The 14,284-nt window shown below is 65.2% G+C and carries 16 protein-coding genes and 1 pseudogene; 6 read left to right on the top strand and 11 right to left on the bottom strand.

Annotation, left to right across the window (positions count from 1 at the left end; genetic code table 11):
* Nucleotides 1-1,128: sensor histidine kinase (locus tag WBQ44_RS22790; RefSeq protein ID WP_495568928.1), on the top strand; the 1,128-nt coding region annotated here is incomplete at its 5' end.
* A gap of 66 nt (nucleotides 1,129-1,194) precedes the next feature.
* Here WBQ44_RS22790 and WBQ44_RS22785 read toward each other — a convergent pair.
* Nucleotides 1,195-1,554: an FKBP-type peptidyl-prolyl cis-trans isomerase gene (locus tag WBQ44_RS22785; protein ID WP_495568927.1), complete on the bottom strand. Its 360-nt coding sequence runs from the start codon at nucleotides 1,552-1,554 to the stop codon at nucleotides 1,195-1,197.
* Nucleotides 1,555-1,597: 43 nt separating this feature from the next.
* Between WBQ44_RS22785 and WBQ44_RS22780 the strand changes: the two genes are divergently transcribed.
* On the top strand, nucleotides 1,598-3,070 hold the full coding sequence (locus tag WBQ44_RS22780; RefSeq protein WP_495568926.1) for an MFS transporter: 1,473 nt from the start codon (nucleotides 1,598-1,600) through the stop codon (nucleotides 3,068-3,070).
* Here the strand turns inward: WBQ44_RS22780 and WBQ44_RS22775 are convergent.
* Both WBQ44_RS22775 and WBQ44_RS22770 read right to left on the bottom strand, forming a co-directional pair.
* Nucleotides 3,042-3,473 (bottom strand): GntR family transcriptional regulator, encoded by a 432-nt coding sequence (locus WBQ44_RS22775; RefSeq protein ID WP_495568925.1) that lies wholly within the window; start codon nucleotides 3,471-3,473, stop codon nucleotides 3,042-3,044. The genes WBQ44_RS22780 and WBQ44_RS22775 overlap by 29 nt on opposite strands.
* A gap of 82 nt (nucleotides 3,474-3,555) precedes the next feature.
* Nucleotides 3,556-3,699, bottom strand: a pseudogene (locus WBQ44_RS22770) (GntR family transcriptional regulator); the annotation flags it as partial.
* Between the two features lie 47 nt (nucleotides 3,700-3,746).
* On the opposite strand from WBQ44_RS22770, the gene WBQ44_RS22765 reads away from it, so the two are divergent.
* Entirely contained in the window at nucleotides 3,747-4,541 is a 795-nt protein-coding gene (locus tag WBQ44_RS22765; protein WP_495568924.1) for a carbon-nitrogen hydrolase family protein, read from the top strand.
* A gap of 75 nt (nucleotides 4,542-4,616) precedes the next feature.
* Here WBQ44_RS22765 and WBQ44_RS22760 read toward each other — a convergent pair whose 3' ends face one another.
* From WBQ44_RS22760 to WBQ44_RS22750, 3 genes are read right to left on the bottom strand one after another with little or no spacing between them, the layout of a single operon-like run.
* Nucleotides 4,617-4,817 carry an alpha/beta fold hydrolase gene (locus WBQ44_RS22760; protein ID WP_495568923.1) on the bottom strand — a complete coding sequence of 67 codons (201 nt, stop codon included), beginning with the start codon at nucleotides 4,815-4,817 and terminating at the stop codon, nucleotides 4,617-4,619.
* A gap of 18 nt (nucleotides 4,818-4,835) precedes the next feature.
* A complete protein-coding gene (locus WBQ44_RS22755; RefSeq protein WP_495568922.1) occupies nucleotides 4,836-5,129 on the bottom strand; it encodes a hypothetical protein in 294 nt (97 codons plus the stop codon).
* Nucleotides 5,099-5,359, bottom strand: a complete 261-nt coding sequence (locus WBQ44_RS22750) for an alpha/beta fold hydrolase (RefSeq protein ID WP_495568921.1) — start codon at nucleotides 5,357-5,359, stop codon at nucleotides 5,099-5,101. The genes WBQ44_RS22755 and WBQ44_RS22750 overlap by 31 nt, the downstream gene beginning before the upstream one ends.
* A gap of 112 nt (nucleotides 5,360-5,471) precedes the next feature.
* Here WBQ44_RS22750 and WBQ44_RS22745 point away from each other — a divergent pair, with 112 nt between their 5' ends.
* On the top strand, nucleotides 5,472-6,023 hold the full coding sequence (locus WBQ44_RS22745; RefSeq protein WP_495568920.1) for a TetR/AcrR family transcriptional regulator: 552 nt from the start codon (nucleotides 5,472-5,474) through the stop codon (nucleotides 6,021-6,023).
* A gap of 54 nt (nucleotides 6,024-6,077) precedes the next feature.
* On the opposite strand, the gene WBQ44_RS22740 is transcribed toward WBQ44_RS22745, so the two are convergent.
* From WBQ44_RS22740 to pdxH, 5 genes are all read right to left on the bottom strand, one after another.
* A complete protein-coding gene (locus WBQ44_RS22740) occupies nucleotides 6,078-7,376 on the bottom strand; it encodes a citrate synthase (protein WP_495568919.1) in 1,299 nt (432 codons plus the stop codon).
* Nucleotides 7,377-7,449: 73 nt separating this feature from the next.
* The gene (locus WBQ44_RS22735; protein WP_495568918.1) at nucleotides 7,450-8,388 is read right to left on the bottom strand and encodes a carbohydrate kinase family protein; all 939 of its coding nucleotides are present in this window, start codon (nucleotides 8,386-8,388) and stop codon (nucleotides 7,450-7,452) included.
* On the bottom strand, nucleotides 8,385-9,314 hold the full coding sequence (locus WBQ44_RS22730) for an aldose 1-epimerase family protein (RefSeq protein WP_495568917.1): 930 nt from the start codon (nucleotides 9,312-9,314) through the stop codon (nucleotides 8,385-8,387). The genes WBQ44_RS22735 and WBQ44_RS22730 overlap by 4 nt, the downstream gene beginning before the upstream one ends.
* Nucleotides 9,298-10,590 carry an MFS transporter gene (locus tag WBQ44_RS22725; protein ID WP_495568916.1) on the bottom strand — a complete coding sequence of 431 codons (1,293 nt, stop codon included), beginning with the start codon at nucleotides 10,588-10,590 and terminating at the stop codon, nucleotides 9,298-9,300. Before WBQ44_RS22725 ends, WBQ44_RS22730 begins: the two co-directional genes overlap by 17 nt.
* Nucleotides 10,587-11,204 carry a pyridoxamine 5'-phosphate oxidase gene (pdxH, locus tag WBQ44_RS22720; protein ID WP_495568929.1) on the bottom strand — a complete coding sequence of 206 codons (618 nt, stop codon included), beginning with the start codon at nucleotides 11,202-11,204 and terminating at the stop codon, nucleotides 10,587-10,589. The genes WBQ44_RS22725 and pdxH overlap by 4 nt, the downstream gene beginning before the upstream one ends.
* A 133-nt stretch (nucleotides 11,205-11,337) precedes the next feature.
* Here pdxH and WBQ44_RS22715 point away from each other — a divergent pair, with 133 nt between their 5' ends.
* Nucleotides 11,338-12,456: a citrate synthase 2 gene (locus WBQ44_RS22715; RefSeq protein WP_495568915.1), complete on the top strand. Its 1,119-nt coding sequence runs from the start codon at nucleotides 11,338-11,340 to the stop codon at nucleotides 12,454-12,456.
* Nucleotides 12,457-13,200: 744 nt separating this feature from the next.
* Nucleotides 13,201-14,160, top strand: a complete 960-nt coding sequence (locus WBQ44_RS22710; RefSeq protein WP_495568914.1) for a hypothetical protein — start codon at nucleotides 13,201-13,203, stop codon at nucleotides 14,158-14,160.
* Nucleotides 14,161-14,284: the final 124 nt, after the last annotated feature.

Here is a 14,284-nt window from a genome sequence, read left to right as displayed (position 1 = left end):
CAGCTGGGCAGCTCAGGTGCCTTCGCCGTCACCATCAGCACGGGCGGCGTCGTCATCGCGTCGACGCCCACGCAGTTGCCTCTGCTCGACGAGGGTTCGGAAACCGTCGACGTCGACGGCGACAGGTTCCGGGTGTACACGTCCGAGGCCGTGTCGGCCAGCAACATCGTCATCTCGGTCGGCGTCCCGGCCATCGAAGCTCAGCAGGTCACCGACGACCAGCAGCGGTGGGTCATCTTCGGGGGTCTGGCCGCCGTGGCGGCGTCGACCGGCCTGGGATGGGTGTTCGGCGGCCGCGCCGTCAAACCGCTCGTGACGCTCACCCGCCAGGTCAGTGCGCGTCCGCCGCAATCTCCGGAGACCAGAACCGGAGTGCGGGAAGCAGACGAACTCGCCGTTGCCATCGCCGACATGCTCAAACGCGTCAACGACGCGCAGGCGCGCACCACCGAGGCTCTGGGCACCGCACGCGATTTCGCCGCGGTGTCCGCTCACGAACTGCGGACCCCGCTGACCGCGATGCGCACCGACATCGAAGTTCTGCGCACACTCGACCTGGAACCTCCGCAGCGGTTCGAGATCCTCGAAGACCTGCAGCGGACGCAGGGGCGGGTGGAGGCGACACTATCCGCCCTGGAACGTCTCGCGTCGGGCGAGCTGTCCAGCGAGAAGGACCGCACCGACGTCGACGTCGTCGAAATCTGCGACGTGGCAGCGCAGGACGCGATGCGGCAGAACCCCGATCTCGACGTACGGGTCGACGCCGCACCGACGCTCGTCGTGCGTGCGCTCCCCGCCGGGTTGCGCCTGGCCCTCGACAACGCCATCATCAACGCGGTCCGGCACGGTAACGCGACACAGGTGCTGATCACCGTCGCCCGTGACGGCAATCGCGTCGATATCGTCCTGGACGACAATGGGAGCGGTGTACCCGACAACGAGCGCACGTCGGTGTTCGAGCGCTTCTACCGCGGCGCGGCCGCCACCAAGGGCGGCTCGGGACTGGGGCTGGCACTCGTAGCGCAGCAGGCTGCGCTGCACGGTGGACGCGCCTACTTCACCGACAGTCCGCTCGGCGGTGCGCGGTTGGTGTTGGAACTCGACGATCGCGATCGCGAAGACGCCTGAACCGTTTACTCCGAGCGCGCCGCACAGCCAGTGCTGCCATCCCTGCGATGCGCTGAGACGTGAAAACTACTTGACGTCGAGCAGGTCGATCACGAAGACGAGGGTCTTGCCCGACAGACGGTGGCCCTGGCCGGCAGGTCCGTAGGCGAGCTCCGGCGGAATGGTGAGCTGACGACGCCCACCGACCTTCATCCCGGGAATTCCGTCCTGCCAGCCCTGAATCAGGCCCTGCAGGGGGAACTTGATCGACTCGCCGCGGTTCCATGAGGAGTCGAATTCCTCTCCGGATTCGAACTCGACGCCGACGTAGTGGACCTCGACATTGCCGCCCGCAACAGCTTCGGCGCCGTCGCCCTCGACCAGATCAACCACCACGAGATCGATGGGTGGAGGGCCTGCCTGGAACTCGATAATTGGCTTCGTCACGGCTTCCACCCTACGTCGTGCTGGTCAGCCGATAGGCGAAGGCATGAGTATTGTGCGGTATTCGCAGGTCAGTGCGTTGCCGGTGGCGGGATCGCGCATCTCGACCTTCCACTGCTCGGCGAACTGGTCGCCGCCGGGTCGGCCACATCCGACAGCCGCCAGGCTCCCGATCCGAGCACGTCCGGTGACGCATTCTTGCTCCACGCGACGCCTGGCGAAAGCCTTCGCCGCTAGCCTGACCGGGACGGCTTTGGAGTGGTACGACTTCGCCGTCTACTCGGCGGCTGCCGCCCTGATCTTCCCCATCATCTTCTTCCCGGAGAGCGATCCCCTCACCGGAACCCTGCTCGCCTTCTCGACCTACGCCGTCGGCTACATCGCGCGCCCGGTCGGTGGATTCGTCTTCGGACGGCTCGGCGACGTCATCGGGCGAAAACAACTACTTGTCATCACCCTGCTCCTGATCGGCGTCACCACGTTCGCCATCGGCCTGATCCCCGGCTACGACACCATTGGCATCGTCGCGCCGATCCTGCTGGTGACGATGCGATTCGCGCAGGGCGTCGCCGTCGGCGGCGAGTGGGGCGGAGCCGTCCTGCTCTCCAGCGAGTACGGCAACCCTCGTCAACGAGGCTTCTGGTCCTCCGCCGCACAGATCGGCCCGCCGGCGGGCAACCTGTTGGCCAACGGTGCTCTCGCCGGCCTGACCTTGGCGCTCACCGAGGAGCAGTTCGAGTCGTGGGGCTGGCGCGTCGCCTTCCTGTTCTCCGCGGTACTCGTCGGATTCGGTTTGTGGATCAGGCTGAAACTCGAGGACACCCCGGTGTTCAAGGCCCTGAAGGAGAGCGGCGATCGCTCCGAAGCTCCGATCAGTGAGGTCTTCGAGACCCAGCGCCGCCCCCTGATCGCGGCAATCCTCTCCCGCATCGCCCCCGACGTCCTCCACGCGTTGTTCACCGTCTTCTCGATCACCTACGGAACCCAGAAGCTGGGCTTCGAGCGCAGCGAAGTATTGATCGCAATTCTCATCGGTTCGGCCTTCCAGCTCGGCCTCATTCCGCTGGCGGGAGCCATCTCCGACCGCATCAACCGTCGCCTCGTCTACGCCGTGGCAGCGGTCGGCGGCGTCGCATGGTCCGCGATCTTCTTCCTCACCATCGGAGGGAGTTCACTGCCGCTGCTGATCCTGGGTGTCGTCGTCGGACTCGCGTTTCATTCGTTCATGTACGGGCCCCAGGCCGCGTTCGTCACCGAGCAGTTCACCGTTCGACTCCGCTCGACCGGAAGCTCGCTCGCCTACACCCTCGCCGGGGTACTCGGCGGCGCCATGGCCCCTCTGATCTTCGTCTTCCTGCTCGACCGGACGGACAGCTGGGAACTCATCGTCGCCTATGTGTCGATCGTCGGCATCCTCACTCTCATCGGACTCGCGCTCGGACGCAACCCGGACCGCGCAGAAGAAGAGGAATACGCGACGCTCTCCCGCGCTACGCCCGGAGCAGGATCTGCAGCGTGACCTCGAGATGATCGTCGATCGCCCGATGCACGAGGCCCTCGTCCCCCTTCTCGAGGGCCACGACGATGGCCTCGTGCTCGGTGCACACGTTGCGTTGCCGATCGGACGCCGCGAAGAGGGCCGTCAGGCCGACACGCAGTTGCCGGGCCCGCAACCCGGCGTAGGTACGCGAGAGCAACTCGCTACCGGCACTGTCGACGAGAATCTGATGGAAGCTACCGTCGAGGTCGATGAATTGTTTTGCAGCATCCTCGGTTTCGACATCGGCCAGCAGACTCTGCTTCTCGAGAGCCGCACGCATCTGCATGACGGGCGGCGCGCCCACGCTGATGGCCGTCGTCCCGGCGTGCCGCTCGAGCACACCGCGCAGATCCATGAGTTCGCCGATCTGACGACCCGACATCCTGACGACCCGACATCGCCGGCACGTGCGCACCGCGCTTGGGTACCATCTCGAACAGGCCCTCCGCCTGCAACATCAGGAGCGCTTCGCGAACGGGTGTGCGCGACACACCGATTCGCGTCGCGAGCTCTTGCTCGTTGAGAAAGGTGCCCGTCGCGGCCGGCGAAGAGAGAACCTGATCACGCACGAATGCATACGCCCTGTCTCTACCCGACACCGGTTGCATACGCTATGTATACCTCCCCACGCGACACGACACCAGGAGCGAAGCAGATGAGCACCACCCTTCGAGTGAGCCTCGCGCAGGTCACCAGCGGCACCGAACCATCCGAAAATCTGAAGATCATCGGTACTCACGCGCAGGCAGCCAAGGACGCAGGGTCCTCGCTCGTCGTGTTTCCCGAGGCCATGATGCGCTGCTTCGGTGGACCCATCCGCGGAATCGCCGAACCCGTCGACGGACCGTGGGCCGACACCGTCCGCGACATCGCCCACAGCGTCGGCATCACGATCGTCGCCGGCATGTTCACCCCAGCCGACGAGGGCCGCGTGCGCAACACACTGCTGGTGACTGGGCCGTCCACCGACGCGCACTACGACAAGATCCACCTGTTCGACGCCTTCGGATTCGCCGAGTCCGACACCGTCGCCCCCGGAACGGACCCGCTGACCGTCGACATCGACGGCGTCACCATCGGATTCGCCACCTGCTACGACATCCGGTTCCCCGCTCTGTTTCAGAAGCTCGGCGACATGGGTGCCCAACTCGTCGTCGTACCCGCATCGTGGGGATCCGGACCGGGCAAGATCGAGCAGTGGTCGCTGCTCGCACGGGCACGAGCACTCGACTGCACGGCATACGTCGCAGCCTGCGACCAAGCCGAGCCTGCCGACGCCAGCGGAACCGCACCCTTGGGCGTCGGCCACAGCGTCGTCAGCTCCCCCACCGGAGACGTCCTCGGTGAACTCGACGCGACGCCCGGGCTCCTCACCGTCGAGATCGACACCGCCCTCGTCGACGCCGTCCGGAAAAAGTTGCCGGTGCTCGAGAACCGTCGCCAGTTCTAGCCGCGCCCCGCCGAAAACGAGGTTGTGCATCGGTTCCCGCCCGAATCGGTGCACAGCTTCGATCTCGTTGTCGAGCTACACCGTCGAGGCGATACCGATCCAGAACTCGCGAATGGCGCGGGCGAGCGCTTCGGGCTGCTCGAGCGCAGGTATCACTCGGGCGTTGTGCACGGTAGCTTCTCGTGCGTCGACCATGGTGGCGACCACCGAACAGGCTTCCTCCGGTGTCCATTCTCCGCGGTCATCGGTGGTGACGAACAGGGTCGGGCACGTCAATTCCTCGGCAGCCCGACGTTAGTCGGTGCGGTTCAGAATTGCCGTCTCGATTGCCCTTACGGTGGCCCGGCGTCCGCTTCGCTTCAGCGCGTTGCGCGAGAACTGCACAGCGTCGAGGTCGTGGCCTCGAGTGTGATCGGTGAAGATAGTTTCTTCGATCGCACGTCGTACCGGGCCCCGCGGGCCGATCAGGCGATACAGCGGAAGCAGGAGTCGAGTCTTTCGGCGCAACTGCGCGTCCACGGGTCGAGTCGGCGCGCTGATGGCCACCAGGCTCGAGATCAGATCCGGTCGACGGGCAGCAAGTTCCATCCCGATATGACCACCCCAGGCGAGGCGTCAACGACCCAGCCAACCGGCCCGTAGCCGTACCGTTTCTGCAGCTCGACGACGAGTTCGGCAGCGGCGTCCGCACACGCCGATATGTCGGCGGACGCGCGCAACGAATCGCTGGCTCCGCACGACGGGGCGTCCACGAGATGGACTCGATAACCGGTGAGCAGGGGAACCAGGCGACTCCAGCTGGTCGAGTCGACGAACATGCTGTGCCACAGAACTACAGGAGGACCGTCGCCGGTCATAGTGAGGTGCAGGCGGCCCAGGACCTACTCGTCGGAGTTGCGGACAGAACGCGCTCGACGCAATCGCGCATCCGTGATCGCATCCGCCCACGCGATGTTCCTCACCCGCGGATGGGTCGCGACGACCATGGCCGATGTAGCCGCCTCGGCTGGAGTCACTCGCCAGACGGTCTATCAGCAATTCGACGGCAAACTCGCATTGCTGGACGGTTGCATCGACGACGCCCTCTCGAACGGCGCGAACACCGCGGTCCGGGAACTACCCGAGTACAAGAAAATGGCCGACGGCGACTTCGACGAACGGCTCGCCGCCGGTGCCCACTGGCTACGAGGTGCACACGAGCGTTCGGCAGCCATACAGCACGTCCTCGACCAGGCCGCGGTCGTAGACGGGGTTGCCGCTCAGCGGCTGGCCGAGCGCGAGCACACGCGGTGGAACGAAGTTCGCTGGGCGACGGAACTCATCCTCGCGGCTCCACCGTCGGACACCGTCGTCGACGCGATGTGGATGCTGACCGCTCGAAGCGTGTGGCTGCGGCTCACCCGGGAACGCGGGTGGTCGCCGTCGACATGGGAACGGTGGTTCATCGCCCACGCCGAAACGGAACTGCTTGTTGGGCCGTAAAGAGAAGCCGCCGGCCCCTTTCGGGACCGGCGGCATCGACGTTCTGCGGCGGAACTAGCGCGAGGCGAGATCCTGGTAATCGCGCTCGGTGTAACCGGTGTAGATCTGACGGGGACGGCCGATCTTGCCATTGGCGTCCTCGTGCATCTCGCGCCAGTGCGCGATCCAGCCGGGGAGGCGACCCATCGCGAACAACACGGTGAACATACGCGGCGGGAAGCCCATCGCGCGGTAGATCAGGCCCGTGTAGAAGTCGACGTTCGGGTACAGCTTCCGCTCGACGAAGTAATCGTCGGTGAGTGCGGTTTCCTCGAGCTTGAGCGCGATGTCGAGCAGTTCGTCACCGTTGCCCAGCTTGCTGAGGATCGTGTGCGCGGTCTCCTTGACCAGGGTTGCGCGCGGATCGAAGTTCTTGTAGACGCGGTGTCCGAAGCCCATGAGCTTGACGCCGTCTTCTTTGTTCTTCACTCGACGCAGGAAGTCGGTGGCGTCGCCGCCCTCGGCCTTGATCTTGTCGAGCATTTCCAGGACGGCCTGGTTGGCGCCGCCGTGCAGCGGGCCCCACAGTGCGTTGATGCCACCGGAAATGGACGTGAAGAGGTTGGCGTCCGATGATCCGACCAGCCGAACGGTCGACGTCGAACAGTTCTGCTCGTGATCGGCATGCAGGATGAGCAGCATGTCGAGCGCCTTGACGATCTCCGGATCGATCTCGTACGGCTCCGCGGGGAAACCGAACGTCATGCGGAGGAAGTTCTCGACGAGACTCTTCGAGTTGTCCGGGTACAGGAACGGCTGGCCGACCGACTTCTTGTAGGCGTACGCCGCGATGGTCGGCAACTTCGCGAGAAGGCGGATGGTGGACAGCTCGACCTGCTCGGGGTCGTTGGGATCCAGCGAATCCTGGTAGTACGCCGACAGCGCGTTGACCGCGCTCGAGAGCACCGGCATCGGGTGCGCGTTCCGCGGGAACCCGTCGAAGAACCGCTTGAGGTCCTCGTGTAGCAGCGTGTGCCGACGGATACGGTCGGTGAAAGTCTCGAGCTGGTCCTCGGAGGGCAGCTCTCCGTAGATCAACAGGTAGCTGACCTCGATGAACGAGGACTTGCCTGCAAGCTGTTCGATCGGGTAACCGCGGTACCGCAGGATGCCCTGGGCGCCGTCGATGTAGGTGATCGCCGACTTCGTCGAAGCGGTGTTGACGAAACCACCGTCGAGGGTCGTGTAACCGGTCTCAGCCAGCAGCTTTCCCAGTTCGATGCCGTCATTGCCCTCGGTCGCCTTGGCAATGGACATCTCGTGAACGCCACCGGGATAGGTGAGGGTGGCTTTGGCGTCATTCTCAGCGGGCACGAATGGTCCCTCTCGAACTCTTGTAACGGACACTTGTCTTTGAACGAACACATTCTTTACGTCGATAGAGAAACTAGTCTCTCGGCACCTCGGACGCCCACGGAGGGTCCGCACCCGGTCGCGAAACCGTGATGGCAGCGGCGCGTGCGGCGAACCTCAATGCTCTGTGCCAATCTTCCTCGTTCATCTCTCGCAGCGCGGACGATGTGACAATGGTCTCTCTCGCGAGAAAGTCGAGTAGAGCGCCGTGGACGGTGTCACCAGCACCGATGGTGTCGACCACATCGACGGCGACCCCCGGCACGCTGTGCTCGCCGGACGCGGTGAACACCGACAGGCCGTCACCGCCGCGCGTCATGACCACCGCCGTGACGCCTGCGCCCAACCAGTCGTCGACGGTCGTGCCCTCCTCACCCTGTCCCAACCAGTGAGAATCGTCCTCCGACACCTTGAGGATGTCGACGGCGGGCAACCACGACCGAAACCGGCGCCGGAAGCCGTCGGCGGTGATGTCGCCGCTCGTGCTGTCGATCGCCGCAGGCCTGATGTTGGGGTCGAGCATCGTCAGCTTCCCAGCCGCGTGCGCGCGATGCAGCAACTCGGCATACATCGACGCACCCGGCTCGTACAGCAACGACAACGTGCCGAACGACAACACGTCGATGTCCTCGCGCAGATCGCCCGGGTCCTGAACCAGTCGGTCCGCGGTGCCGTCGGCGTAGAACGAGTACTGCGCGCTGCCGTCGTCGGCGAGCGTCGTCAGCGCAAGCGTGGTCGGCTCCGCGCCGCGCTGAACGAACGACGTGTCGACGCCTGCATCGCGCAACCGAGCCAAAATCCGATCACCGAACGGGTCCGTCGATACCCGGGACAAGAAAGCTGCAGGCGTGCCCAGCCGTCCGAGCGCGACCGCGACGTTGAACGGCCCACCGCCCAACTTCGGGGACAGCAACGGCCCCTCGTGCACCGGCACCAGGTCCACCAACGCTTCGCCGCACACCAGAATCGTCATGGCCGGTACTCCATTCCCCATGCACCGGTCCACGATTCGCCGGGCTCGAGAACCAACATGTCGATACCCGAGTTGAAAGCGTCGGGCGGGCACGTCATGGGTTCGACGGCCAGTGCGCGTCCGCGATCCGGGTAAGCCTGATCGTGGGCCGGATCGGCGGTGAACACCTGAACCCAGTCGAACTCGCGGTCGGTCCACAGAACCGTCGCCGGACCGTCCGGGGCACGCAGAATGTGGCGCGCCTTGCCGTCCACGTCGGGGATCTCGGCACTGAACGGCGTATCCAGCCAGACATCCTTCAGCGGCTTCGGCGTCCGGAAATCGAAATCGGTGTCCTCGACGGGTACCGACGGCCCCGTGGGCAGGTTCCGCACCGCATCGAGTTCCAGCCGCGTACCCGCAGCGATCTCGAGCGTGCACTCGTCCAACGGAACATCGCCGACGCGAACGAACGTGTGAAAGCCCATCCCGTACGGCGCGGCCGTGCCACCGGTGTTCTTCGCGGTGGCCGTCACGACGAGTCCGTCGTCGGTGACCTCGTGCACCACCTCGACCGTCAGTGCGAACGGCCATCCCTCGTGCGTTCCTATCTCCACCGTCTGTTCGACGCGCGAGGCCGATCTATCGACGAGCGTCCACGCGACCCGGCGTACGAAGCCGTGACTCGCGTTGTTCCGCGAGGGCTCGGTGATCTCGAGCCTGTGCTCGGCGCCACCGAACGTGAACGTGCCGTCGGCGATCCTGTTCGGCCACGGGGCGAGGACGAGCCCCGCCGACAGCGGCGGCTTGGTGCCGATCTCCCACGTCTCGGTCATCGGCGAGCCGTCGAACTCGAGCCGCCGCAACCCTGCACCCGTGGACGCGACCTCGGCCCGGTACTTGCCGCTGCGGAGTTCGTAGTTCTGTGGATCAGCCATGGCCGTCATTCTTCACCACGGCCCCGACTCGGTATCGGATGAATGCCGGAAGTGCCAAAGCCGCGATCGAAACTCCCATGACAACGAGGACGCCGCCGCCCGCCGCGGCCGCCGCCGTTCCCACCGAAGCAGCCGCCGCTCCATGCAGAACGTCACCGATCCGCGGACCACCGGCGACCACGACGATGAACACACCCTGCAGGCGACCTCGCATCTCGTCGGTCGCCACCTGCTGGAGCATCGTCGAACGGAACGCCGCCGATACCATGTCCGCACCGCCGCCCAACGCGAGGAACGCCAGCGCGAACCACAGCGCGAGCGAGGTCATTCCGTCGGTAGCGAACCCGACGGCAACGCCGAACCCGATCATGGCTCCGCCCCACACCACGATGCAGATCAACACCGCGCGCCCCTGACGCTGCACCCGCGGGAGCCACCCCGAGAACACACCGCCGATGACGGCGCCTGCCGACATGGCGGCGAACAACATGCCCAGCACCGGTCCGCCCGACACCGGGTCACCGAAGCTCTCGTGCGCTATCTGAGGAAACAGTGCGCGCGGCATACCGAACACCATGGCGATGATGTCCACCACGAACGACGCCAAAAGCACCTTCTGCGTGGCCAGATAGGCGAAACCTTCGAACACCGAACGCAATCCGGCCCGCTGCCCCGTCCTGGACGGCGGAATCGCCGGCAACCTGACGACCGCCCACAGCGTCGCGAACAACGCAATCGTGTCGATCAGATACAGCGTCTCGAGCCCGATGTAGTAAATGAGAATGCCCGCGCTGAGCGGACCCGCGATCGCGCCGAAACTGAACACCGTCATGTTCAGCGAGTTCGCCGCCGGAAGCTGACTGCCCGGCAGAATTCGAGGCAGGATGGCGCTCCGCGTGGGCTGATTGACCGCGAAGAAGCCCTGCTGAATTGCCAACAACACCAGAATGACCCACACATTGTTCAGCTCGAGCAACGCCTGCAACCAGAACAGTGCAGACGTCGCGATCAGACCGCCCGTGGTGATCATCAGCAAAGTGCGTCGATCCATCACGTCGGCCAGCGCACCACCCCACAGCCCGAACACGATGAGCGGAACCAGCGCGAACACACCCGTCAACCCGACGAACGCCGAACTCAGAGTGATCTGGAAAACCTGTTGCGGCACAGCCACGATACTCAGCTGAGCACCGATGACCGTCACGATATTGGCGACCCACAACCGTCGATACGCCGGAGTCTTCAGTGGAGTCGTATCGGCGAGAACACCGCGCAGCCTGCTCACGGTTGGAGACGCTCCACCTCACCGGTACCGACAACCAGACGAATCCTGTTGTGCAGCCGACTGGTTCGGCCCTGCCAGAACTCGACGGTATCGGGCACCACACGGAAGCCGCCCCAGTTCGGCGGAACCGGCACCTCCAGCCCGTCGAATCTGCGGGTGACTTCGTCGAGCGCACGCTCGAGTTCCGCACGCGACCCGATCGGGCGCGACTGCTGCGACGCCCACGCCCCCAACTGCGACCCACGCGGCCGCGACGCGAAATACTCGGCCGTCGTCTCCGCGGACACCTTTTCGGCGACGCCGCGAATGGTCAGCTGACGCGCCATCCCTATCCACGGGAACGTCACCGACGCATACGGGGTACGCGTCAACTGCGTCCCCTTGTCGGAGTCGTAGTTGGTATAGAACACGACACCCGCGGCATCGAGGCCCTTGCACAGAACCGTGCGGGTCGACGGGCGGCCCGCCGCATCGACCGTCGCCAACACCACAGCGTTCGGCTCCGGAAGATGCGCAGCGACGGCATCGGCCAACCAGTCCTGCGCAACCGGCAGCCAACCGTCGCGAACCCGTTCGATGTCGAGGTCTGCGTCTTCCGTGTAATCGACGCGCATGTCGGCGAGAGCTGGTTTGTCGTTCGGCACGAACCCAGACGCTACCCCCGAGTACGACCAGCTAAAGTTTCTCCTCAAACAAGCCCGAACGTGGCTCGATCGGGCAGTGACGCTACGAGGAGAGTCCACAGGCATGGCTGTTCAACAGGTACCCGAAGACTTCGTCAGTGGCCTCGAAGGCGTCACCGCCTTCACCACCGACATCGCCGAACCCGACAAAGACGGCGGTGCACTGCGCTACCGCGGCGTCGACATCGAAGATCTCGTGTCCAAGCGCGTCACCTTCGGGAACGTCTGGGCGCTGCTCGTCGACGGACGCTTCGGACCGGGACTCCCGCCGGCCGAACCGTTCCCCCTCCCCATCCACACCGGCGACGTCCGCGTCGATGTACAGGCCGGCCTCGCGATGCTCGCGCCGATCTGGGGATACAAGCCACTGCTCGATATCGACGACGCCACCGCCCGCGACCAGCTCGCACGCGCATCCGTCATGGCACTGTCCTACGTCGCACAGTCCGCGCGCGGCATCTACCAGCCCGCAGTCCCGCAGAAGAAGATCGACCGGTGCGAAACCGTCACCGCACGCTTCATGACGCGGTGGAAGGGCGACCCCGACCCCGCACACACCGAAGCCATCGACGCCTACTGGGTATCGGCCGCCGAACACGGCATGAATGCCTCCACCTTCACCGCCCGCGTCATCGCATCCACCGGAGCCGACGTCGCCGCATCCCTGTCCGGAGCCATCGGCGCCATGTCCGGCCCGCTCCACGGCGGCGCACCCGCACGCGTCCTGCCGATGATCGAAGCAGTCGAAAAATCCGACGACCCCCGCGGACTCGTCAAAGGCATCCTCGACCGCAAAGAAAAGCTCATGGGCTTCGGCCACCGCGTCTACCGCGCCGAAGATCCCCGCGCCCGCGTGCTGCGTGCAACCGCCAAACGCCTCGGCGCTCCCCGCTACGAAGTGGCCGCGGCACTCGAACAAGCCGCACTGGCCGAACTGCGCGAACGCCGCCCCGACCGCGCCATCGAAACCAACGTCGAATTCTGGGCCGCAGTCATCCTCGACTTCGCCGAAGTACCCACCGCGATGATGCCCGCAATGTTCACCTGCGGCCGCACCGCAGGCTGGTGCGCACACATCCTCGAACAAAAGCGCCTCGGCAAACTCGTCCGCCCCGCCGCCATCTACACCGGCCCCGAACCCCGCAAACCCGAATCCGTCGACGGCTGGGGCCAAATCATCTGACCCCCGCCCACCCGTCCAACGCCGCTGCCACCCCCTGGCCGCGGCGTTCGGCGTTTCAGGGCTGGTTGCCGGTTGATCTTTTTTCCAACTCGAACACGGTGCACCCCGGCCTCGCCCGCCGGCGTCCGCGCACCCTTGAACGCGTCCACCAGCGTCCGCGGACCCTTGAACGCGTCCACCGGCGTCCGCGCACCTTCCCGCCAACTGCGCAGGTTGCAAACTGCGCCGACCGCTGCAACCTGCGCGGATTGGGGTCGGTCCGCGAACTAATTGGCCGGGCGAGCCAATCCGCCTGCGTTTTGACGCGTCGGCCCCTCCGCACTGCACGCGGGCTCATCCACCCCCATCCGCGCACCTTCCCGCCTCATCCACCGCCATCCGCGCACCTTCCAGCCTCATCCACCGCCATCCGCGCACCTTCCCGCAAACTGCGCAGCTTGCAAACTGCGCCGACCGCTGCAACCTGCGCGGATTGGGGTCGGTCCGCGAGCTGACTGGCCGGGCGAGCCGATCCGCCTGCACGCGGGCTCGTCCACTCCCTTCCGCGCACCTTCTCGCCTCATCCACCCCCATCCGCGCACCTTCCCGCAAACTGCGCAGCTTGCAAACTGCGCAGTTGGCTGGAACCCGCGCGGATTGGACTGAGCCGTCGCGAAAGTCGGTCAGCATACGCTGATTTCGTTCATCCACAGGCTGGTTATCCACATCTATCGCTGCCCCACGGAACGATTCAACATGTACGGCATGAACCTGGACTCGGACTTACTGCTTCGCTCCAACCTCGTTCGCGCCGGCTCGACCGATGCCGACATTCGAGCCGCGACGAAAACCGGCGCGATAGAGCGCATTCGTCGAGGAGCTTTTGCGCCGACGCAGAAGCTCGAAGCGATGAGCGCCTCCGAACGTCACATTCTCGGGGTCCGCGCACACCGTGCAGCAGCCGGCAGCGACTTGATCGTCAGTCATCAATCGGCGGCTCTGTTGCATGGAATTCCCTTGTGGACGCCGGACTTACAGCGCGCGCACTTTTCAATCGCACGGCCCAGCGGTGGGAGAAGGACGACGTCTCGACACGTTCACCCTGCGATTCTGAGCCCCCAAGACGTGGTCACCGCTGGCGGCCTCTCCGTCACCTCGCCGGACCGGACTGTGGCAGATCTGTGTAAGGCGCTCCCTTTCGAAGCTGCTGTGTGCGCGATCGACGCCGCACTGTACCGACGTCTGGCGACGATGAACGGAATCAGGGAGGCACTCCAACGCAGTGGTGTGAAAAGTACGGTGAAAGCCCAGCGCGCCGTGAACTTCGCCGACGCAGGCAGCGAAAGCATCGGTGAATCGCGAAGCCGAGTGCAGATTCACTACGCCGGACTTCCCGTCCCGATGCTTCAGGTCGACCTGTACAGCGATGCAGGCCTGTTCATCGCCAGGGTCGACTTCGTGTTCGAAGACTTCGGCGTCATCGGTGAGTTCGACGGAAGAGTCAAATACTCGAAATACCTGAACCCGGGCCAATCGCCGAGCGACGCCGTCGTTGCCGAGAAGTACAGGGAAGACGCACTTCGCTCGCACGGCTGGGTCGTCGTTCGGTGGACGTGGTCCGATCTCGAACACCCCGAGAGGCTCGTCGAAAAGCTGGAGCGAGCCTTCGAGCTCGCAAGCGCGCTTCCTCGTCCGCGCACCATCTTGCGGCCTGCCGTTGCCTGACCCGCGCACGTTCCAGGCAACCGCGCACTTTGCAACCTGCGCCAACGAACGCAACCTGCGCAGAAGCGTGGGCGGCGGACGGGCCAGGGTGCGCGGCGGACGGCAGCATGCCGGCGGACGGGCG

This window comes from Rhodococcus sp. (in: high G+C Gram-positive bacteria) (genome assembly GCF_049591685.1).
In the GTDB taxonomy this organism is placed as follows: domain Bacteria; phylum Actinomycetota; class Actinomycetes; order Mycobacteriales; family Mycobacteriaceae; genus Rhodococcoides.
This window is presented reverse-complemented; position numbering and strand designations above follow the sequence as displayed.

Excerpts from the sequence above, each read along its gene's own strand:
- WBQ44_RS22710 (WP_495568914.1), top strand. The coding sequence starts at position 13,201 with ATGAACCTGGACTCGGACTTACTGCTTCGCTCCAACCTCGTTCGCGCC.
- WBQ44_RS22765 (WP_495568924.1), top strand. The coding sequence starts at position 3,747 with ATGAGCACCACCCTTCGAGTGAGCCTCGCGCAGGTCACCAGCGGCACC.
- WBQ44_RS22780 (WP_495568926.1), top strand. The coding sequence starts at position 1,598 with ATGAGTATTGTGCGGTATTCGCAGGTCAGTGCGTTGCCGGTGGCGGGA.
- WBQ44_RS22735 (WP_495568918.1), bottom strand. The coding sequence starts at position 8,388 with ATGACGATTCTGGTGTGCGGCGAAGCGTTGGTGGACCTGGTGCCGGTG.
- WBQ44_RS22715 (WP_495568915.1), top strand. The coding sequence starts at position 11,338 with ATGGCTGTTCAACAGGTACCCGAAGACTTCGTCAGTGGCCTCGAAGGC.
- WBQ44_RS22755 (WP_495568922.1), bottom strand. The coding sequence starts at position 5,129 with ATGGAACTTGCTGCCCGTCGACCGGATCTGATCTCGAGCCTGGTGGCC.
- WBQ44_RS22775 (WP_495568925.1), bottom strand. The coding sequence starts at position 3,473 with ATGTCGGGTCGTCAGATCGGCGAACTCATGGATCTGCGCGGTGTGCTC.
- WBQ44_RS22750 (WP_495568921.1), bottom strand. The coding sequence starts at position 5,359 with ATGTTCGTCGACTCGACCAGCTGGAGTCGCCTGGTTCCCCTGCTCACC.
- WBQ44_RS22730 (WP_495568917.1), bottom strand. The coding sequence starts at position 9,314 with ATGACGGCCATGGCTGATCCACAGAACTACGAACTCCGCAGCGGCAAG.
- pdxH (WP_495568929.1), bottom strand. The coding sequence starts at position 11,204 with ATGCGCGTCGATTACACGGAAGACGCAGACCTCGACATCGAACGGGTT.